Origin of the sequence: Kamptonema formosum PCC 6407, assembly GCF_000332155.1 — a bacterium.
In the GTDB taxonomy this organism is placed as follows: domain Bacteria; phylum Cyanobacteriota; class Cyanobacteriia; order Cyanobacteriales; family Microcoleaceae; genus Kamptonema; species Kamptonema formosum.
The window spans coordinates 2,268,619-2,290,733 of record NZ_KB235903.1 but is presented as its reverse complement, the minus strand read 5'-3'; the positions used below and the strand labels follow the sequence as shown (position 1 = coordinate 2,290,733).

The following is a 22,115-nucleotide window of genomic DNA, read 5'->3' as shown; positions in this document are numbered from 1 at the left end:
CAAAGTCCGTATCAAGAATTAGACACTCTAACACGGACACTACTATACTATGCGCTTTTACACTTCCCTCCTCCTCTCAAGCCTGTTATTAATTGGTACAACAGTTCGTAGTCAAAGCTTTGAACCCGTTTCATCTGTATCTTCCGACAGTAAGCATTTCCAAGAATTATTAACAGCTCAAGCAGATAATCACACAGTTCAAGCAAATAACGAGAATAATGTCTCGCCTGAGCGAGGTAGCGGGCGATGAAGCCATAAAAATCTAGAATTTAGCATTAAATAACTGAAATTTGCTGAGTTCTTGTATTAGGCATTTAGGCTTTTCTACTCGTTTGTAGCATTCGCTACCCTTTAAATTTTTTAGGACTTAGGCAAGAACAACCTATTGTGTCATCACGAGTCAAGCCTAGCGCAGTTGTGAGGAATAGATCTTGCTAGAAGTAATCAAAAGCCTTGGTCTTTAGTCAAACTCGTGATTGATTCCTATTTTTTTAAGCGTGACTCCCAGTTAGTTCCCGGATGGGCTAACTGGGAGTTTGTATTAGTAAGTATAAACTCCGATCCAAAACCCCGCTATGTACAATTTCCTCCGAGTTACTTTATTTGCGGCTCTATTCGCTGGGGCAATGATTCCCTCCCAAAAACTTGAGAATCATTCAATATCTGAGCAACTATTGCAGGCTTCCCAAAAAATGCTTTTAGCTCAAGAAACCAGTACCGGAAGTTGCGGGGATACTCCTACTCAAGGGTGTGGCCGCCGAGACAGTTCAGCTCAAAAAATTTGATTCTCAAATTGATTTTCAAAAGCCTTGGATCGGATACTATGCCCCCCCATTTCCTAAAGAATCCTCCAATCTCAAAGATTGGAGGAAATTTGTTTTTTTGGGGTAAAATCTTCTTCGTTTACTACTTCCATAACTTTAAATTTCCGCAGATTCTCCGCCAACAACAATATTACAAATTCGGAGGCTGGGGCCGCCGCAACCAACGGGTAAACCACCTTGTCCACCTTTGCCACAACCGCCGGATTCATCCCAATAAAAGTCATCGCCGATCGCTTCAATGTCGGCTAAAGTTGTAAACACATTCCCAGAAAGCGTAACGTCACGCACGGGCTCGGCTAATTCACCATTGCGAATCATCCAAGCTTCGCCAGCACTGAAGGTGAACATTTCCCCGTTAGTCATGCCACCCAGCCAGTTGCGGGCATAAACTCCTTCTTTAATGTCGGTAAATAACTCTGGTACGGGTGTTTTCCCTGACTCAATCCAGGTATTTGTCATGCGGACTATAGGCGGAAAATGGTAATTTAAACACCTGGCATTACCTGTGACGGCTTCGCCTAATTTGCCAGCGGTTTCGCGGGAGTGGAGGCGGCCGACTAATACGCCATCTTTGATTAATTGGGTAGTGGTGGCCGGTGTGCCTTCGTCGTCGTAAAAGTAGCTACCTCGGTGGCCGGGAGGAGCTGCACCGTCGAATATTTGTAATTCGTCGGGGCCAAACTTGCGGCCGAGGGTCATGACTTCCAAGATGTCGGGATTTTCGTAGGCCATGTCTGCTTCTGAAAGGTGGCCGAAGGCTTCGTGTACGAATAATCCGCTGAGGATGGGGTCGATGACGACGGTGTAGGTGTTGCCTGTAACGGGGGGTAAGGCTAGGGAGTCTACGGCTCGTTGGGCGGCGCTGCGAACTTGATCGTCTAAAGTTGTAAGGTCTTCGTAGGCTTTGCGGGAGCCTGTGGTTTCGCGGCCGGTTTGGACGGTTTCGCCGTTACGGGCGGTGGCGGCGAAGCGCATTTCCATATCGGCCCAGGCTTGTTCGAGGAGGGTGCCTTCGGAGGTAGCGATGATGATGCGTTGGGTGCTGTCGCTGTAACGGACGGAGATGGTGGCGATGTGAGGATCGACGCTGCGGAGGATTTCACCGTAGCGATCGCATAGGCCTTTTTTCTGAGTTAGAGGTATGTGGCGGGGATCTGTGCCTGTGAGGGGAAGGATGCAGGTGTCTTGAACGGGGGCGACGGGGGCGAGGATAGTTTCTTCAGAACCGATGAGTTGGGCGGCCGCGATCGCTTCTTCGATTCTTGCTGCTAGTCCAGAAAGCTGGTTGAAGCTGGCAAAGCCCCAGCCACCTTTGTGACAAGCTCTAACTTGTCCGCCGATGGAAATACCTTCGCTGAGGGTTTCGATTTTGTCTCCCCGTAGTAGGATATCGGTTCCTTCGGCTTCTTCTAGTCGTATTGCTAAGTAATCGACTTGGCGCGAGTAGCGTGCCATTAAGTCTGAGAGCAGGTTTTTTGCGTCTGAGAAGGAGGTAGGCATTTTGCGGCGGTTGTTCAACTTTGAATTAATTTTATGCTTAATTTTGGCGTGTGAGCGATCGAAGTTCTCAGTTATAGCAACCGCTTTCAGCGGTTAGGGGCTAGGGGCTAGGATGCTCAGGGCTAGGGAAGAAGAGGAAAAGAAGGGGAAGAGAATAAAGTTAGGGAAAGAAGGGAAGAGAGTAAACTTAGGGGAAGAATGGAAAGAAGGGTAAGAAAGGAAAGAGAATAAAAGTAAGAGCTTCGTCGCGATCGCGCTTGCCGAACTTGCCGAACGGTTCGATCGATTTAGAATGCCCTAATGGTCTTGGCGGTTGCTATAGAAGTGAAAAATTAAAGATTAACCTGAAGTTTCCCTGAAAGTTAGGGTTTTTGCAGGAAGTGAGGGTTGGAAATGTTATTACGGCTTAAAACTGTGCGGAGTATTGATAAAGAAAGATTATAAGTCAGGACTTACACAGATACAACATAATTCCGTCATTGCGTTGGCGTAGCCTGCGCGTAGCGCTTACGCAGTGAAGCAATCTCAAACCCTTATACTGCGGTTCCAATGCGTAAGTCCTATAAGTATTGGCGATCGCTGGGTGTACCAGTTGGGAAATCGTCTACAGCCAGTCTCTAGTTTTGCCTCTGCCTAACCTAATCTCAAGTTAAACAGTATCAGGATTTCAGCTACATTGCAGAGCCCTTGTTTCCAGAGATTGGGAATGTGGAGGTCTAAATAGTGTCATTTTGGACATACTATTTTGGAGAGATTTTTCATAAAGTAGGACTATAGAAAAAAGGAACTACCCATGAAATCTACACTTTGTTTTCCCGAAACTCCTATTCAGTCTGACTCTGTTTATTATAACGATTCTCTTGATGCCTGTATTGCTAAGGCATGGTTTGATTTAGTAGCGCAAGATATAGAATCTTTGGGAGGAGATGACTGGCTTTCTCTCTGCGGTGATATTGATGATGGCGAAATTTATCAAGATTGGTTTTTGTGGCAAGATGTCGATGTTACTCAAGAGTGGGAAGCTTATGATGCTTTAACTAATTTTCGATTAGTTGCTCCTGACAAAAAGTCGCTGATTTTGAAAATTGACCAAATAGAAGCAGATCGCAAAGAAATATCGGCGTTACTAGCTAGTTAAGAGGAAGAAGGCAGGAGGCAGGAGGCAGGATGTCGATCTTCTGAAGTTAACTCAACAATGCAGATTGTCTCAATAATTTGGAGAATTGGCATTAGCCATTAGCCATTAGCCATTAGCCATTAGCCATTACCCATTAGCCATTAGCCATTACCCATTAGCCATTAACCATTAGCCATTAACCATTAGCCATTACCAATTACCGCTTTTCTCGTTCCATCTTCCGCTTTTTTAAAGCCTCAAAATTTTGTTTGATAATAGCAATTGCCTCGCCCTGATTTTGCTCTTGATATAATTCACTCGCCTTGAGTAAATTGGTAACAGCATCATCATCAGAGCGCAAATTTGCAAATGCTAGTCCTCGATTGTGGTAGGCTTCTGCTAAAGTAGAAACAAGTTCAATAGCTTGGTTAAATTGCTCTGCTGCTTGTCGATAATTACCTAATTTGTAAGCATCTATGCCCTGCTGGAAATAAACACCAGCTTTGCTTCCGGCATCTGTGGCTGGAAGTTGAGGTAAACTAGAAATAGGCTCTTGGAAAAGTACAGAAATGCTGCCTTTGCCAAGGTAAGCCCAAGTCATCGCTCCTAATCCAATCCCCAATACGGCTGCAATTACGATACAGAGCGTTATCAAATTGATCTGTTCCATAGCAATAGTTTTAGAGACAGGATTAAGGACGAATAAAATATTTATCTGAAAGTTATTTAAGTTCCCTCAATTGTTTACCCTCTTGCATTTTGCATCAGCCAATTAAATTTGGCTTGAGCTAAGGCTAAATTGTCAAGTACACTAGGATTTACATCTTCCTCTTCTGTATCTCCTTCGTCTATACTTCGTCCGTATTCTAAACGCCGAACAGTACCGCGCATTCGGTCTGAAAGACAGAGAGAAATTCCATAATAAAATCGGGAAGCAAAACCTGTATCGTGTTGGATTTTAGTAACTAGCTGCCGTCGAGGAATAGCTAATACATGAGTTTCTTCTATCGCTTTGACTGTTGCTAAAGGCGGGCGGGTATCAATGAAAGAAATTTCACCGACAAGTTCCCCGCCTGAGATTCGGGCGAGTTCCTTGTGGCCTTCAGGATCGATTAATACACTCAAAGTACCCTTTAAGACGATGTACAGAGCATCGATTTGTCTGCCTTCGTAGATCAAAGTCGCACCTGGCTGGAGAATTTCCTTTTTGGCTTTTTGGATAATCCAGTCTAGGTCGTCATTGTTTAATTCACCTAAAATAAAAAGCGCTTTTTTCCTGCGGTCGGTCATAGATGTGGCTCCGGATCACTGCTCCTCTACTGGTAAACTCTGTACATTATCTTTTATATCAACCAGAGGGAGTGCGATGCCTGCGATTGGCTATGCCTACGCAACTTTTCCCTGTGAACTGACTTCCTAGTATGCACCTTATTAATATAAGTTTTATGCACAACGCCCGTACACCTCTGAACTGAATAGCTGTTGCACTTGAATTGCCAGAATTTATCAATAATAACACTGGTTTAACCATATTTTGAGGATTTACCAAAACTATTGATAACGCTGCTGTCCCGGCGGTTCCTTTCGGGCCAGGACAGCGGCAAGAGTTCGAGGATGGTAAATCCGATCTTAAATTTTCGCCCCGCCTAAGAATTTGGGGCAGATTTGGTGCTAGACCAATGTGAGGTCGGGGTAGCCAGCTAACATATCGTCAGAGGTCAAGGTGTCGCCGCTGGCTTGAGGTGTCCAGAGAACCTCGACAGTCAGAAGGCGATCGCTTGAGATTCCACCAATCTGACGCAAAGCTTGGCGCAAATCCTCGGAATTTTTGACCGCAGGTAGTTGGAGGGCTCCTTCGGTACCTACCAAAATTGTCACCACGATGTATTCGCCTGGGCCTTGACTCAAGTCAGGTTGACTAACTAATTCCCCATCTTGTTGAGGGAATGGCAGAGATTTGTTATTAGCCGCTTGCCTTAACTGGTTGTTAACATTAGAGAGCGTTTCTTCAGTAAATTTGCTCCTTTCTGCCAGCAACATTTGGTTAAATTTAGCTTCAGCAGCTTCTAACCGAGCTTGCTGAGATTCGGCTCCAGCATAAACCCAATATTCGGGATGGCGCAACAAGGCCAGACTTGCTTCTTGCAGGAGTTGAGCGCGGCCGATGGCTGTACCAGTATCAGCAGTTTCGGCTAATTGGTCGAGCTCTGTTTGTAAATTGCGAGCGTCTGAGAGCAAACCTACTTGTAGGCGACCAACAGAAACGCTGGGGTTGCTCGTGTAGCCTAGTTCGTCTGTTCCCTCTCCAACGCGGCGGAAGGTGGAAACTACGAAGTTAGCGATCGCAATAAAAATCAAAATCGTAAACAATCCCCCAAACCCGCCTCCGAAGCCAAAGAAAGGAAGCAAGAAGGGAAAACCGAAGCCACCACCGCCGGGATAATAGCCACCGCCGGGATAGTAACCCCCTCCCGGAGAGCTGTAAGTACGGCTAGGAGACGAATAACTGCGCGACGGAGAACTGAAAGAACCGCCACCGATGCGGCCGCCACTACGAGCCGCCATTGCATCGTTAGCCTGACCCAGAGCCAAAACGAGTACCAGCGCGATCGCAAATAAAGGTTTCAAAAGCGGTTTCATGGTTGAAAGCAGTTTTCTGTGCATAAGACCCTTAATATTCAATACTTCTAATTTACCGCTTTGTCTCTCCACTGGGCAGCCAGCTTTCAGGTCTATTCCTAGTGGGATATCCGTACCAAGAAAGCTTTGTGCTTTTTGACCTAATTGATTCCCCATTTACACTCCACCGGAAAGTTAGCCATAACTCTTGCTACACAACGATTTTCAATGCTTATACAACTTAGGTAAATCACATTAACGATCGTCACGATCTAAAATCTATCAAGTTAAAGACATTAGTATCAATTGCGGCTGGTTTCAGATTTAGTTGATAAACTATAACTTGTACTCACTAATTTTTTTAGGGCGGGAAAATGGATGTTATCACTCACCTACCTGGGTATCGCATCACAGAACAAATTTATATAGGCCATCGTACTATCGTTTATCGCGGTGTTCGAGAAAGCGATGGTACGAGCGTTGTCATCAAACTATTACGAAATGAATACCCCAATTTCAATGAACTTGTCCAGTTTCGCAATCAATATACCATTGCCAAGAATCTTGATTTCCCCAATATTGTTAAACCTCTGACTTTAGAATCATGCCACAATAGCTATGCCCTGATTATGGAGGATTTTAGTGGAATTTCCCTCTCTACTTATCTCACTATAGCAAATAAAAACCACAATAATAAATCTTTATCTTTAATAGAATTTCTCCCCCTAGCGCTACAACTGACAGATATTCTTAACTATCTCTATCAAAATCGCGTCATTCACAATGATATTAAACCCGCTAATATTCTTATTAATCCCGACACCAAACAACTTAAACTAATTGACTTTAGTATTTCTTCCCTATTGCCACGCGAAACCCAAGAAATCCAGAATCCCAATATTTTAGAAGGAACCTTAGCCTATCTCTCTCCCGAACAAACCGGGAGAATGAATCGAGGCATTGACTATCGCAGTGACTTTTATTCCCTGGGAGTGACTTTTTATGAATTATTGATAGGACAGTTACCATTTATCTCTCACGAGGCAATGGAATTGGTGCATTGTCATCTCGCCAAACAACCCATACCCCTTCATGAAATTAAGCCAGAAATTCCTCTAGTTTTATCAGCAATAGTCAGTAAGCTGATGGCGAAAAATGCCGAAGATCGGTATCAGAGTGCATTAGGACTAAAACACGATCTAGAGATTTGTTTGTCTCAATTACAAGAAACGGGTGATATTCAGGAATTTGGCTTAGGACAAGGAGATATTACTGACCGCTTTCTCATACCAGAAAAACTCTACGCTAGAGAAATTGGTGTAGAAACAGGAGATTTAGAATTTGCCGCCTTATCTACCTACATCTACGTTTATCATGCCTATCTAGCTGGAAATGAGCTGTCAGCATTGGAACGGGAAATTACTAGCTATAACCAAGCATTAGCTCAAGTAAAACAGGTCAATTCCCTAAATTTTAATCAGATTTTGCATCAAGCCATTTTAAATTTGACTCAGCAAGTCGAACAGCCAACGAAGTTGAGTGGTAATATCTATGACGAGCAAATGATGCTGCCACTACACCAACAAGCTAATGATGCAACTGCTATTTTCTATATTTACTTTAATAAACTAATTCTTTCCTACTTGTTCGAGCAGTTTGTGGAGGCAGTTGAGAATGCAGCAGCAGCCGAAACATACTTAAGAGGCGTGACCGCCAATTTTGTAGTGGGGGTATTTTATTTTTACGATTCCCTCACCCAACTAGCTAGATTAGCAAACGCATCGGGTTCTGAAAGCAGCAGCATTATTGAAAAGATTCAATCTAATGTAGAAAAAATACAGAAGTGGGCAGATTCTGCACCTACAAATTATCAACATAAGCTCGATCTGATCTCCGCAGAAAAATATCGTATTTTCGGCAATAAAGCTGAAGCAATTGACTTTTACGATCGCGCTATTGCCGGAGCTAAAGAAAATGGATATCTCAATGAAGAAGCGATCGCCAATGAACTTGCAGCCAAATTTTATCTCAATTGGGGTAAAGAAAAAATTGCTCAAGTCTACATGACTGAAGCCTACTACTGTTATGCCCGATGGGGAGCTAAAGCCAAAGTTACCGATCTAGAACAACGTTATCCTCAACTCTTCGTGCCTATTGTTCAACAATCTGGTGGTGCTGAATCCTTGAAAGAAACGATCGCACTGGGAACAATCTCTTCTACCAAAACCTCTAGCAGCATCTCTGAAGTGCTAGATTTGGCAACTCTGCTCAAAGCTTCTCAAGCTATTTCTGGGGAAATTGAACTAGATCGACTCCTAACTACTCTCCTAGAAATAGTCATGACCAATGCTGGGGCAACTAAGTGTATTTTACTACTCAAACAAGAGCTGGATTTAAAATTAGTAGCCCTTGTAGAACAGGGAATATCACCACAACTATTACCATCAATTCCCCTAGAATTAAGCTCTGATGTCGCGATTAGTTTGGTGAATACTGTCAAGCGGACGTTGAAACCTCTGGTTCTGGCGGATGCGGGGATAAATTGTCAGTTTGCTGGTGATAGTTACATTCAAAAACACCAGCCTAAAAGCGTTTTTTGTAGCCCAATTTTGAATAAAGGATTGTTGATAGGAGTTTTATATTTAGAAAATAATCTGATGGTGGGAAGCTTTACCAGCGATCGCGTCGAGTTGCTGAATTTGCTTTGCGCTCAAGCGGCAATTTCTCTGGAAAATGCCCAACTTTATCGAAATTCCCAGAACTATGCTCAACAGTTAACGCAATCTCTAACCAAATTGCAGGCTACTGAAACCCGCTTCCAAAATTTGGCGAATAATATCCCTGGTATGGTCTACCAATTTCGTCTGGCGGCGGATGGTTCAATTTCTACCCCCTACGTTAGTTCTGGTTGTTTGGACTTGTATGAGGTAGAGCCAGAATTGGTGATGACAGGAACTTATAGCCTTTACACCCTGCATCATCCTGATGATAATCTAGCTATTGAAAAAGCGATCGCCTACTCTGCCCAAAATCTCACACCATTCGATCAAGAATGGCGCATTATTCTGCCTTCAGGAACCGTGAAATGGATTCAATCTACTGCTAGACCAGAGCGACTAGCTGATGGATCTATTCTCTGGGATGGGGTGGTGATTGATATTAGCGATCGCAAAAACATTGAAGCTGAACAAACCCGTCTTTTGGCAATTCTAGAAAGCACGCCAGACTTAATTGGCACTGCCGATCCAACTGGTAAAAATCTTTATCTCAACCGAGCTTGGCGGCATTTTTTAGGTTTAGACAATGAGGCGGGAGCGAAGGGTACTGAAATCCACAAATATCACCCAGACTGGGCAACAGAGATAATTGTAAATCAGGGATTGCCCGCAGCTATCAGCTCTGGTATTTGGGTGGGTGAGACAGCGGTTATCGATCGAAATGGACGGGAAATTCCCGTTTCTCAACTTATACTTTCCCACAAATCAATGGATGGGGAGTTAGAGTATTTTTCCACAATTATTAGAGATATTAGCGATCGCAAACAAGCTGAGTCAGCCATCCTGCAAAAATCTCAAGAATTAGAACAAGCTGTGCAAGCTTTACAACAGGCACAATTGCACATTGTCCAAAGTGAGAAAATGTCAGCATTAGGTAATCTTGTCGCTGGAGTAGCCCATGAGATGAATAATCCTTTGGGGTTTATTTCTGCTAGTCTCAAACAAGCTAAACCGACTCTTGCTGAGCTAATCGAACACTTGAGATTGTATCAAGAAATCCTCCTAATTCCCAATGATAAAATTATTGACCATGCGGAAGAAATTGACTTAGATTATACCTTAGAAGACTTTCCTAAAGTCATTGATGCAATGGAAATAGCTTGCGATCGCCTCCACAACATCAGCACTTCACTCCGCACTTTCTCTCGTGCCGATCGAGATTATAAAGTACCATTTAATATCCATGAAGGCCTTGATAGTACAATTTTAATTCTCAAACATCGATTGAAAGCTAATGACCGCCGTCCGGCTATTGAAGTGGTAACTGAGTATGGAAATTTACCTAAAATTGATTGCTTTCCCGGTCAATTAAATCAGGTATTTATCAATATTCTAGCCAATGCTATTGATGCGTTAGATGAATCAAGTATAGGTAGAAGTTTTGAAGAAATTCAGATCAATCTTAACCAAATTAAAATTAAAACTTCATTGGTAGATAACCAGGTGAAGATTAGTATTGCTGATAACGGTCAGGGAATGACTGAAGTAGTCAAGCAAAAGATATTTGACCATTTATTTACCACTAAAGCGGTGGGTAAAGGCACGGGGTTAGGATTAGCGATCGCTCGTCAAATTGTCGTCGAAAAACATAGCGGTTCTATTCAGGTCAACTCTATACTAGGAGAAGGAACAGAATTTATTATCACCTTACCCACTAGGGTCTAACAAAAAAGTTAACTTTCCTGCGATATTTCAGACTCGTCTAACCAATTAGTCACCCTTGTCTTTTCCAAGCACAACACTTATGAATAACTCCCACCAAAACAGCAAAGGCGATATAACCGTTCAAATTCCCAGCTATCAAATTCTGCAAACAGTTTATTCAGGAAGTCGCACTTTGGTATATCGGGCTATCCGTACCCATGACCAATTACCTGTCATTATCAAACTGCTGAAAAATGACTATCCTAGCTTTGGCGAACTGGTGCAATTTCGCAATCAGTATACCATTGCTAAAAACCTTTGTCAAGCTGGAATTATCCAAACCTATAGTCTAGAACCCTATCGAAATAGCTATGCGTTAGTTATGGAAGACTTTGGGGGGATTTCTCTTCAGGAATGGGCGATCAAAGAGAATAACGCACTGTCTTTGAAGGACTTTTTGGAAATAGCGATCGCACTGTCAAATATCTTAGATATACTGTATCGCGATCGCATCATCCACAAAGACATCAAACCCAGTAATGTCTTAATTAATCCCGAAACAAAAGAAGTCAAATTAATCGATTTTAGTATTGCATCATTACTTCCACGAGAAACGCAAACATTCCTCAATCCTAACGTCTTAGAAGGGACACTTGCTTATATTTCTCCCGAACAAACAGGCCGAATGAATCGAGGAATTGATTACCGGACTGACTTTTATTCTTTAGGTGTCACTTTCTACGAATTACTCACCGGAGAGTTACCTTTTGGGTCCAACGACCCGATGGAATTAGTATATTGTCATATTGCTAAACCAGCACCGTTAGTACATGAAGTTAACCCACAAATCCCGGATGTCCTCTCGAAGATTGTCAACAAATTGATGGCTAAAAATGCCGAATTCCGCTATCAAAGTGCATTAGGCATAAAATCTGATTTAGAAACTTGTTTAGATCGGCTAACAGAAACTGGTCAGATTGAAACCTTTGAAATTGCGCTACGGGATGTGTGCGATCGCTTCATCATCCCTGACCAACTCTACGGACGAGAAATCGAAGTAGAAAATCTCCTGCAATCATTTGAGAGAGTCAGCCTTGGTGCAACAGAAATGATGCTGGTAGCGGGTTTTTCCGGGATTGGTAAAACAGCAGTTGTCAACGAAGTTCATAAACCGATTGTGCGGCAAAGGGGCTATTTTATCAAAGGAAAATATGACCAACTTCAACGCAATATTCCCTTCAGTGCTTTCGTGCAAGCTTTCCAAGATTTAATGGCGCAATTGCTATCAGAATCTGATGCTCAACTGCAAACTTGGCGAACCAAAATTATGCAAGCAGTTGGTGATAGCGGACAAGTTTTGATTGATGTCATTCCCGAACTAGAGAGGATTATTGGCACTCAACCAGCAGCGACAGAACTATCAGGAACTGCTGCCCAAAATCGATTTAATCTGCTCATGCACAAATTCGTGCAAGTTTTTACGAGCATTGAACATCCATTAGTGATGTTTTTGGATGACTTGCAGTGGGCAGATTCCGCCTCGCTGAAATTGCTGCAATTGTTGATGTCAGAGACTGGACATTTATTATTCTTGGGTGCGTATCGAGATAATGAAGTGACAAATGCTCACCCATTCATCCTGACTGTAAAGGAGATTGTCAAAACTGGGGCGACGGTGAATACCATCACCTTAGAACCGTTAACAAGAGTAGATATCAATCAGTTGGTAGCAGATACACTCAATTGCGAATTAGCGATTGCTCAACCGTTGACAGAATTGGTCTACCGAAAAACTCAGGGTAATCCCTTCTTTACGACGCAGTTTCTGAAGGCGTTACAGGTCGATGAACTGATTCAATTTACCCCCCCAACCCCCCCTTACCAAGGGGGGGCTACGGGGGGGTGGCAGTGCGATATTGCTCAAGTGAAAGCTTTGGCAATTACTGATGATGTGGTGGAGTTTATGGCACTGCAATTACAAAAATTGCCAACAGAAACTCAGAATATTCTGAAATTAGCGGCTTGTATTGGGGCGCAGTTTGATTTGAATACCCTGGCGATCGTTTCTGAGCAGTCAAAAGAAGATGCGGCGACAGCATTATGGCAATCATTACAATTTGGTTTGATTATTCCAAAGGAGGAAATTTACAAGTTTTTTACTCAATCAGATACTGCATCAGTTTCTCAAGTAGCGGCTAATCCCACTTATCGCTTTTTGCACGATCGCGTTCAACAAGCCGCCTATTCTCTGATTCCCGATGACCAGAAAAAAAAGACCCATTGGACGATTGGGCAACTCCTGAAACAGCAGATTTCTCAGGAGGAGCTAGAGTCGTCTATTTTCGATCTGATCGGTCATCTGAATATGGGGGTTGAGTCGATCGAACAACCACAACAGTGCCTTGAACTGGCTCAATTGAATCTGATCGCTGGTCGCAAAGCGAAGGCGGTGAGTGCCTTGGATGCTGCTGCCAAATACTATCACCAAGGCATCGCCCTTGTCGAGGAGGGGATTTGGCAAACCGATTATGACTTAGCCTTGGGATTGTACGAGCTAGCAACCGAAGTCGCAGCAATGCAAGGGGATTTCGCTCAGATGGAGCAATGGGCCGCCGTCGCAATTTCCCAAGCCACCATCACGGATTGCATCAAGGTTCAGTCCGCGCGGATTCAAGCTTACGCCACAGGCAATCAATTTGATCGAGCGCTTACTGTTGCTATCCAAGCCCTGACAGACTTGGGCTTTCATTTGCCCACGCAGGCCTCAGAAGCAGAGATTGGTGAGGCGTTACAGGCCACCATGACCCTGGTGGCACAACAGCCAATCGCATCGCTGGCAGACTTGCCCGTCATGCAGGATCTAACGCAACTAGCCACAATGGAAATCTTAGCTGCCCTCTTGTCTGTTACTTACACCAGTGCACCCACGCTGTATCCGCTGGTGGTGATGGAGCAGGTGCGGCGATCGATTCAGTTGGGTAATGCGCCCTCTTCTGCATTCGCCTACGTCACCTACGGTGTTTTGGTCAATTGCTTGCTACAAGATGTGGAGCAAGCCTCACAACTGGGTGAAGTGGCACAGCGGCTATCGGATCGGAGTAATTCTCAAGACTTGAAAGCGAAGGTTTACACTTGTGTGGGCGGTGTACTCTTCCATTTGAAGCACCCCTTAAAAAATTCCCTGTCAATCTTACTAGAGGCTCATCAAGCGGGGTTGGCCTCTGGCAGCTTTGAATATGTCGGCTATAGCGGTTATATGTATGCGTCACACCATTACCTAAGTGGCGAGTCTCTCACGGTGACAGAAGAGATTGCCGCAGAGTTTTATCGTCGCTTGAGGCAGTTAAACCTAACCACCACCACCAACTACTGTGGAATTATTCATCAGGCCGTCCTGTATTGGTTGGGGCAGCGATCCCAAAGGGGGGAACAGGGGGAGTACATTTTGCTCGAAGCCGATCTTAGATCGCAAATGGAAGCGCAAAAAAATGGGGCGGGATTAGTAATCCTATTTGTGAATCAATTGATGCTTTGCTATGGCTTTGGTAGATTCGATCGAGCCATGACGGCGGCACAGCAATTTAAGCTCTGGTTACCAGCCGCCAGCGGTACGATTATGGAACCCTTATTCTATTTTTATGATTCTCTGATCGCCCTGGCAATCTACCCCCAAACGGCGATCGCACAGCAACCGCAATTATTAGAGCAGATTGCTAATAATCAACAGCCGTTGAAGCTCCTTGCCGATCGTGCACCAATGAATTTCTTACATAAATACCAGTTGGTGGAAGCCGAAAAATGTCGGGTGTTAGGTAAGAATTATGAGGCAGGAGATTGGTACGATCGCGCGATCGCTGGAGCCAAAGCCAACGGCTACATCCAAGAAGAAGCTTTAGCCAATGAACTTGCAGCTAAGTTCTACCTGGACTGGGGTAAAGAAAAAGTTGCCGTTGGTTATATGCAAGAAGCCTATTATTGCTATGCCAAATGGGGTGCCAAAGCCAAAGTCGCCGATTTAGAACAACGCTATACAGATTTGTTGCGCCCGATCTTGCAACAAGCAGCATTGACTCTGAATCCTCTGGAAACCTTAGCAACGCTGGCTAACCCCGCCTTATCGCTCCATTCCTCCAGCCAAACCAACCACTCGTCTAGTAGCAGCATCAATACTGCCCTCGATTTTGCCGCTATTATCAAAGCTTCTCAAGCACTATCGAGTACGATTCAACTCGATGAATTGTTGCACCAACTGACTCAAATTATTTTACAAAACTCTGGAGGATCTCTCTGTGCCTTAATTTTGCCCAATACAGATGGACAATGGCAGGTGAGAGCGATCGCTACACCTGAAGCAACAGAACTATGCACGCAACCGATCGAGGGCAACATTAACTGCCCCTTGAAGTTAATTCAGTACGTTAAAAATACGCAAGAAATTGTTGTCATTGACGACATCAAAACTGACTTGCCTGTGATTGATGAATATCTCAATCGCCAACAGCCACAGAGTGTGTTGTGTTTGCCCATTCTTAACCAAGGACATCTCATTGGGATTCTATATTTAGAGAACCGAACCACAAGAGGCGTATTTATCAGCGATCGCATCCTCATCCTCAATTTCCTCTGCACTCAAGCTGCCATTTCTTTAGAAAATGCTCGACTCTATCAACAATCACAAGACTGGGCCCAACAGCTCGAACAATCTCAACTGCAACTGGTACAAAGCGAAAAAATGTCTGCCCTCGGCAATCTGGTAGCTGGGGTTGCTCACGAAATCAACAATCCTGTTGGTTGCATTGTCGGCAATGTCGGTGCTGCCCAAGATTATATCAACGATCTATTAGGTTTAATCGATCTCTATGGCGAAAAATTCCCTCAACCTGGAGCAGAAATTGAAGAGGAATTAGAAGCGATCGACCTTGAATATGTGCGAGAAGATTTGCCGAAGTTGATTAAAGCAATGAAAGATGGAGGCGATCGCATCACATCGATCAGCAAGAGTCTTCGCACTTTCTCCCGTGCTGATAGCGATCGAAAGCAGATATTCGATCTCCATGAAGGGATCGATAGCACGATCTTAATTTTACGCCATCGCCTCAAGGCAAATGATAATCGTCCGGCGATTGAAGTTGCCACCAACTACGGAATTATTCCCGCAATTAATTGCTTTCCTGGGCAATTAAATCAGGTATTTATGAATATTCTTGCCAATGCGATAGATGCTTTGGATGAATCAAATATTGGACGAAGCTTTGCGGAAATCAAGGCGAATCCTAATCGCATTAAAATTGCCACTTTTGTAGAAAATCAAGAGGTAAAAATTACTATTACTGATAATGGCAAGGGGATGAATGAATCAGTCATACAAAAGATATTTGACCATTTATTTACGACGAAAGTTGTCGGTAAAGGTACGGGATTGGGATTGGCGATCGCTCGTCAAATCGTCATCGAAAAACATGGCGGTTCTATTCATGTTAACTCAACACTAGGTCAAGGGACAGAATTTATTATCACCTTACCTATTAAGGGAGAATAAACCAGTTAAATTTCCACTTCGATTACTCATAAATTCTCAAAGAACAATGGTTATTAATAACTCTCACCAAAATAGCAACCGTCAGACAACAGTTCAAATTCTCGACTATCAAATTCTCGAAACAGTTTATTCAGGAAGTCGCACCTTAGTATATCGAGCTATCCGTACCAGCGATCGATTACCTGTTGTCATCAAACTGTTGAAAAATGAATACCCTACATTCAGCGAACTCGTGCAGTTTCGCAACCAGTATACCATTACTAAAAACCTTTGTAAACCTGGAATCATCCAAACCTATAGCCTAGAACCCTATCGAAATGGCTATGCCTTAGTCATGGAAGATTTTGGGGGTATTTCTCTTCACGAATGGGCACTAAAAGCGGAAAAATTACTATCTTTGAGGGACTTTTTAGAAGTAGCGATCGCACTGTGCAATATTTTATATATATTGTATAGCGAGCGGATTATTCATAAAGATATTAAACCCAGTAATATCTTAATTAATCCCGAAACCAAACAAGTCAAATTAATTGACTTTAGTATCGCCTCCTTGTTACCGCAAGAAACAGAAAATTCGATCAATCCTAATATATTAGAAGGGACAATTGCTTATATTTCTCCCGAACAAACCGGGAGAATGAATCGGGGGATTGACTATCGGACTGACTTTTATTCTTTGGGTATAACTTTCTACGAATTACTGACGGGTCAATTACCTTTTCAGTCAAACGATCCGATGGAGTTAGTACATTGTCATATTGCCAAACCAGCACCGTTAGTCCATGAAATCAACCCAAAAATTCCATCTGTCCTCTCAAAGATTGTCAGTAAATTGATGGCAAAAAATGCCGAAAACCGCTATCAAAGTGCCTTGGGACTGAAGTTTGATTTAGAGAAATATTTACATCAACTACAAGCAACTGGTAGGATTGAAGACTTTGAAATTGCACAGCATGATATGTGCGATCGCTTCCTCATCCCCGACAAACTCTATGGTAGAGAAACTGAGGTTGAAACCCTACTGCAAGCCTTTGAAAGAGTCGCCAACCCCCCTGAATCCCCCCTTGGTAAAGAGGGACACCCCCCTGAATCCCCCGTTGGTAAGGGGGGACACCCCCCTGAATCCCCCCTTGGTAAGGGGGGACACCCCCCTGAATCCCCCCTTGGTAAGGGGGGACATAGGGGGGTAGAAATGATGCTAGTCGCTGGTTTTTCCGGGATTGGAAAAACAGCCGTTGTCAACGAAGTGCATAAACCAATTGTGCGCCAACGCGGTTATTTTATTAAAGGGAAATATGACCAATTTCAACGTAACATTCCCTTCTCTGCTTTTGTGCAAGCCTTCCGGGATTTAATGGGGCAATTGTTAACCGAAAGCGATCTCCAATTAGAACAGTGGAGAAACCAAATATTAGATGCAGTTGGAGAAAATGGACAGGTAATTATTGAAGTTATCCCCGAATTAGAACGTATTATTAGTTCACAACCACCAGCTATAGAGTTATCAGGAACAGCAGCCGAAAACCGCTTTAATTTATTATTTCAAAAATTCACCCAAGTCTTTACCAGTGCTGAACATCCATTGGTGATATTTTTAGATGATTTGCAATGGGCAGATTCAGCATCGCTGAAGTTAATGCAGCTATTAATGGCTGATACAAGTTATCTTTTGTTAATTGGCGCGTACCGTGATAACGAAGTTTATCCAGCACATCCATTAATCTTAACCTTGAGTGAGATTCAAAAAAACCAAGCAACGATTAATACAATTACTTTAGCGCCATTGAGTCAAGTCAAAGTAAATCAATTAGTTGCTGACACACTGAAATGTCCAGAAACTTTGGCATTACCTCTTTCTCAATTAATTTCTCAAAAAACTCAAGGAAATCCGTTTTTTGCTACCCAGTTTCTCAAAGCATTATATCAAGATCGACTGATTCAATTCACTCCCCCAATCCCCCCTTACCAAGCAGGGGGATGGCAATGTGACATTGCACAAGTGAACCAGCAAGCAGTTACAGATGATGTTGTGGCTTTTATGGGTTTTCAGTTGCGAAAACTACCGCCATCAACTCAACAGATATTGCAGTTAGCAGCTTGTATTGGCAATCAGTTCGATTTAGCAACTTTGGCAATTGTTTCAGAAAAATCAGAAATTGAAACGTCGGCGGATTTATGGAAAGCATTACAAGAAGGCTTGATTTTGCCGATTGGCGATGTTTATAAGTTTTATCAGGGAGAAGAAAATGAAAGATTGGTAGTGGAACATGAAAATACTACTAAACAAATAGCCAAGTATAGATTTTTACATGACAGAGTACAACAAGCTGCTTATTCCCTGATTCCCGATGAACAGAAAACAGCAACTCATCTCAAAATTGGACAATTACTTAAACAAAAGTTTTCCGAGTTAGAGCTTGAGGAAAAACTGTTCGATCTCGTCGGGCATTTGAACTTAGGAATTGAGTTAATTACTCAACCGCAAGAACGAGAAGCTTTAGCTCAACTTAACTTAAAAGCGGGACAGAAAGCCAGAAATTCTACAGCATATAATGCGGCAACAGTCTATCTGCAAAAAGGGATTCATTTACTAACAACTAACTGTTGGCAAAGTCAGTATGAATTGACTCTGAATCTCCATGTTGCTGCTACCGAAGCCGCATATTTGAATGCTGATTTTGATGGCATGGAAAAAATAGCAGCACTGGTGTTACAAAAAGCTGAGACGATTTTAGACAAAATCAAAATTTACCAAATTCAAATCGTCGCCCAGACAGCCCGGGGCAACATATTAGAAGCCATTGCAGTCGGAAGAGATGCACTCTTTCAATTGAGGGTTGAACTCCCAATTGCACCTGACGAAGCCAAAATTGCTAAAGCGCTGCAAACCGTAGCTAGTCTTCAAGGTGATAGAGGGATTGAGGAATTAGTCGATCTACCTGTAATGAGCGATTGCCAGACTCAGGCAGCTATGCAACTCTTAGGAATATTATTTTCACCGATTCTACAGGCAATGCCCGGATTACTGCCCATACTGAGTGCAACGATGGTGAGTTTATCAATCCAGTTTGGGAATGCACCTGCATCAACGGTGGGGTATATGATTCACAGTATGGTGTTGTGTGCCTTTTTGGGAGAAGTGAAAACAGGCTATAGCTTTGGGCGATTAGCAATAAACTTGCTGGATCGATTTAATGTCGGGGAATTCAAATGTAAAGTTCTACTGCTGTTTTCGGCCTGGGTTCAACATCATCAAGAATCGCTTAGGGTAACAACACTGACGATGAAAGATGGCTATGCAACTGGTATAGAAACTGGTGATTTTCTCAACGCTGGCTATAACTCGCTGAATTATTTTATTGCCCAACTTTTTGCGGGGTTAGAACTGGATATTTGGGAACCAGAAATAGCAGATTCTAGGGCTGTATTAGTGCAGATAAAACAACATTCTGCCCTGACTTATTTGGATATGATGCAGCAAACTGTATATAACTTGAAGGAAGCCAGGATTCTGTTAGATTGCTTAGTTGGCAGTGCCTATGATGAAACGGTGATGATTCCTAAGCACCATCAGGACAAGGATCTCACAGCGATTGCTATTGCTTACACTTACAAACTGATGCTGGCATACTTTATTGGTAACTACACCTCTGCCCTAGAATATAGTACCCAAGCCAAACAGTATTTAATGGCAGTATCAGGGATGATTTTTATTCCCATTTTTCATTTCTATACAGCCCTGACGCATTTGGCACTTTTCACCACGCAGTCAGAAATTGAGCAAGCCGAACTTCTAGCCTTGGTGGAAACCCATCAAACTATTTTGCAACAGTGGGCGCAGAATGCTCCCATGAATCATCAGCATAAATGGTATTTAGTTGAGGCCGAAAAGTATCGGGTTTTAGGCAATAAAGCTGAAGCAATTGAACATTACGATCGCGCCATCATTGGAGCCAAAGCCAACGAATACATCCAAGAAGAAGCACTAGCCAATGAACTAGCTGCTAAATTTTACCTAGACTGGGACAAACAGCGCATTGCCCAGGAATACATGACGAATGCCTACTATGGCTATGCTCGTTGGGGCGCTAAAGCCAAAGTTGCCGACTTGGAGCGATGCTATCCCGAACTTCTCGCCCCCATCCTCCAGCAAACCCGTTCTCCCCTCTCCACTCAAGAAACTATCTTCTCATTGGGGAGTAGCTCCACCAGTTCTCCCAGTTCCAACAGTAGCATTGTCTCTGCTACTTTAGATTTAGCCGCCATTCTCAAAGCTTCTCAAACTATCTCAGGCGAAATCGAATTGGAAAAACTGCTGGCATCGTTGCTTTCTCTCGTCATCGAAAATGCGGGAGCTGATAAGTGCGTGTTAATGCTCTTACAAGACTCGCGCTTGCTGATCGAAGGATCGATTACTGTGGGGACGGAGCCAGTCGTGTTGCAGCGCCTTGCCATTGAGGACAGTCAAGACATTCCCCTGAAGCTGATTTACAAAGTTAAGCGTAATAAACAGACTGCTGTGCTGATTGATGCCACGATCGATCCGACTTTAGCTAATGACCCATACATCATGGGTCAGCAGCCAAAAAGTATTTTGTGCAGCCCAATTTTGCATCAAGGGAAGTTGCTAGGGGTGTTGTATCTAGAGAATAATTTAACAACGGGAGCGTTCACGAGCGATCGCATTGAGCTACTCAATCTACTTTGTGCTCAAGCGGCTATTTCTTTGGAAAATGCCCTACTTTATGAGCAGTCACAAACCTATTCCCAACAGCTAGAGCGATCGCTAAATGAGTTGAATGCCGCCCAGTCTCGCTTTCATAATTTAGTAGACAACGTGCCGGGAGTGGTTTATCAATATCGGATGAATCCTGATGGAATCCTATCGTTAAACTACATCAGTGCTGACTGTTACAACTTGCTCGAAATTACCCCAGAGCAAGCTATGTCCAATTGGCAGTTTTTCGACAATATGGTACATCCAGATGACATAGCAAGTTTTCTACAGTCCCAAACTCACGTCATTCAAACCCGATCTTCCTGGCAATGGGAAGGGCGAATTGTCACCCCATCTGGAATCGTCAAGTGGATTCATGGGGAATCTCGAATCCAAAGATTTGCCGATGGCTCAATGGTTTGGGATGGATTATATTTGGATATTAGCGATCGCAAACAAGCTGAGTCAGCCATCTTGCAAAAATCTCAAGAACTCGAACACGCTTTACAAGATTTACAACAAGCCCAATTGCAAATGATTCAAAGTGAGAAAATGTCGGCGTTGGGCAACTTAGTTGCTGGTGTTGCTCATGAGATTAATAACCCAGTTGGCTTTATTTCCGGTAATTTATATGAAGCCAAATCCACAGTTCAAGACTTAGTGGAGCATCTCAATCTCTATCGCGATCGCGCCCCAGAAATAGAGCTTGCCGACCATGCCAAAGATATCGATTTAGACTATATTATTGAAGACTTGCCCAGAATGATTGACTCGATGCAATCGGGCTGCGATCGCATTAAAAGTATCAGCACTAGCCTCCGCACCTTTTCTCGAGCTGACAAAGACTACAAAGCGATATTTAACATCCACGAGGGCATAGACAGCACGCTCTTAATCCTCAAATATCGATTGAAAGCGAACGACGATCGACCCGCCATTGAAGTAGTCAAAGACTATGGGAATATTCCCGCAATCTCATGCTTCCCTGGACAGCTTAACCAGGTGTTTATGAACATTCTGGCTAATGCGATCGATGCCTTAGAAGAAGCAAATATTGGGCGGAGTTTTGCCCAAATCAAGGCTCAGCCTAATCTGATTAAAATTATCGCCTGCGTGGACAATCAAGATGTAAAAATTACTATAACTGACAATGGTCAAGGAATGAATGAATCAGTCAAGCAAAAGGTATTTGACCATTTGTTTACTACTAAGGGTGTAGGGAAAGGCACGGGGTTAGGATTGGCAATCGCTCGTCAAATCGTCATCGAAAAACATGGCGGTTCTATTCATGTTAACTCAACACTAGGTCAAGGGACAGAATTTATTATCACCTTACCCACTAAAGTCCAAGAAAACAATTAATTTGAGCTGGCTTTAC

The 22,115-nt window shown here is 43.3% G+C and carries 10 protein-coding genes; 6 read left to right on the top strand and 4 right to left on the bottom strand.

Going from position 1 to position 22,115, the window contains the following annotated elements; all coding sequences use genetic code 11:
* The first annotated feature begins 49 nt into the window (after window positions 1–49).
* Entirely contained in the window at window positions 50–250 is a 201-nt protein-coding gene (gene patX / locus OSCIL6407_RS0114975; RefSeq protein WP_007355391.1) for a heterocyst-inhibiting protein PatX, read from the top strand.
* Between the two features lie 325 nt (window positions 251–575).
* Entirely contained in the window at window positions 576–785 is a 210-nt protein-coding gene (locus OSCIL6407_RS0114970; RefSeq protein WP_007355389.1) for a hypothetical protein, read from the top strand.
* A 135-nt stretch (window positions 786–920) separates the two neighbouring features.
* On the opposite strand, the gene OSCIL6407_RS0114965 is transcribed toward OSCIL6407_RS0114970, so the two are convergent.
* Window positions 921–2,324, bottom strand: coding sequence for a TldD/PmbA family protein (locus OSCIL6407_RS0114965; RefSeq protein ID WP_007355388.1), 1,404 nt, complete (start codon window positions 2,322–2,324; stop codon window positions 921–923).
* 793 nt (window positions 2,325–3,117) lie between these two features.
* On the opposite strand from OSCIL6407_RS0114965, the gene OSCIL6407_RS0114955 reads away from it, so the two are divergent.
* A complete protein-coding gene (locus tag OSCIL6407_RS0114955) occupies window positions 3,118–3,462 on the top strand; it encodes a hypothetical protein (protein ID WP_007355387.1) in 345 nt (114 codons plus the stop codon).
* 196 nt (window positions 3,463–3,658) lie between these two features.
* On the opposite strand, the gene OSCIL6407_RS0114950 is transcribed toward OSCIL6407_RS0114955, so the two are convergent.
* From OSCIL6407_RS0114950 to OSCIL6407_RS0114940, 3 genes are all read right to left on the bottom strand, one after another.
* Window positions 3,659–4,111 (bottom strand): tetratricopeptide repeat protein, encoded by a 453-nt coding sequence (locus OSCIL6407_RS0114950; RefSeq protein WP_007355386.1) that lies wholly within the window; start codon window positions 4,109–4,111, stop codon window positions 3,659–3,661.
* Between the two features lie 74 nt (window positions 4,112–4,185).
* Window positions 4,186–4,731: a cyclic nucleotide-binding domain-containing protein gene (locus OSCIL6407_RS0114945; protein WP_007355385.1), complete on the bottom strand. Its 546-nt coding sequence runs from the start codon at window positions 4,729–4,731 to the stop codon at window positions 4,186–4,188.
* A gap of 381 nt (window positions 4,732–5,112) precedes the next feature.
* On the bottom strand, window positions 5,113–6,105 hold the full coding sequence (locus OSCIL6407_RS0114940; RefSeq protein ID WP_026103750.1) for a DUF1517 domain-containing protein: 993 nt from the start codon (window positions 6,103–6,105) through the stop codon (window positions 5,113–5,115).
* Between the two features lie 329 nt (window positions 6,106–6,434).
* On the opposite strand from OSCIL6407_RS0114940, the gene OSCIL6407_RS30770 reads away from it, so the two are divergent.
* From OSCIL6407_RS30770 to OSCIL6407_RS36710, 3 genes are all read left to right on the top strand, one after another.
* On the top strand, window positions 6,435–10,502 hold the full coding sequence (locus tag OSCIL6407_RS30770) for a protein kinase domain-containing protein (protein ID WP_007355383.1): 4,068 nt from the start codon (window positions 6,435–6,437) through the stop codon (window positions 10,500–10,502).
* Between the two features lie 79 nt (window positions 10,503–10,581).
* A complete protein-coding gene (locus tag OSCIL6407_RS0114930; RefSeq protein WP_019487388.1) occupies window positions 10,582–16,020 on the top strand; it encodes an ATP-binding sensor histidine kinase in 5,439 nt (1,812 codons plus the stop codon).
* Between the two features lie 46 nt (window positions 16,021–16,066).
* Complete coding sequence (locus OSCIL6407_RS36710; RefSeq protein ID WP_019487387.1) at window positions 16,067–22,099, top strand: trifunctional serine/threonine-protein kinase/ATP-binding protein/sensor histidine kinase; 6,033 nt, start codon at window positions 16,067–16,069, stop codon at window positions 22,097–22,099.
* Window positions 22,100–22,115: the final 16 nt, after the last annotated feature.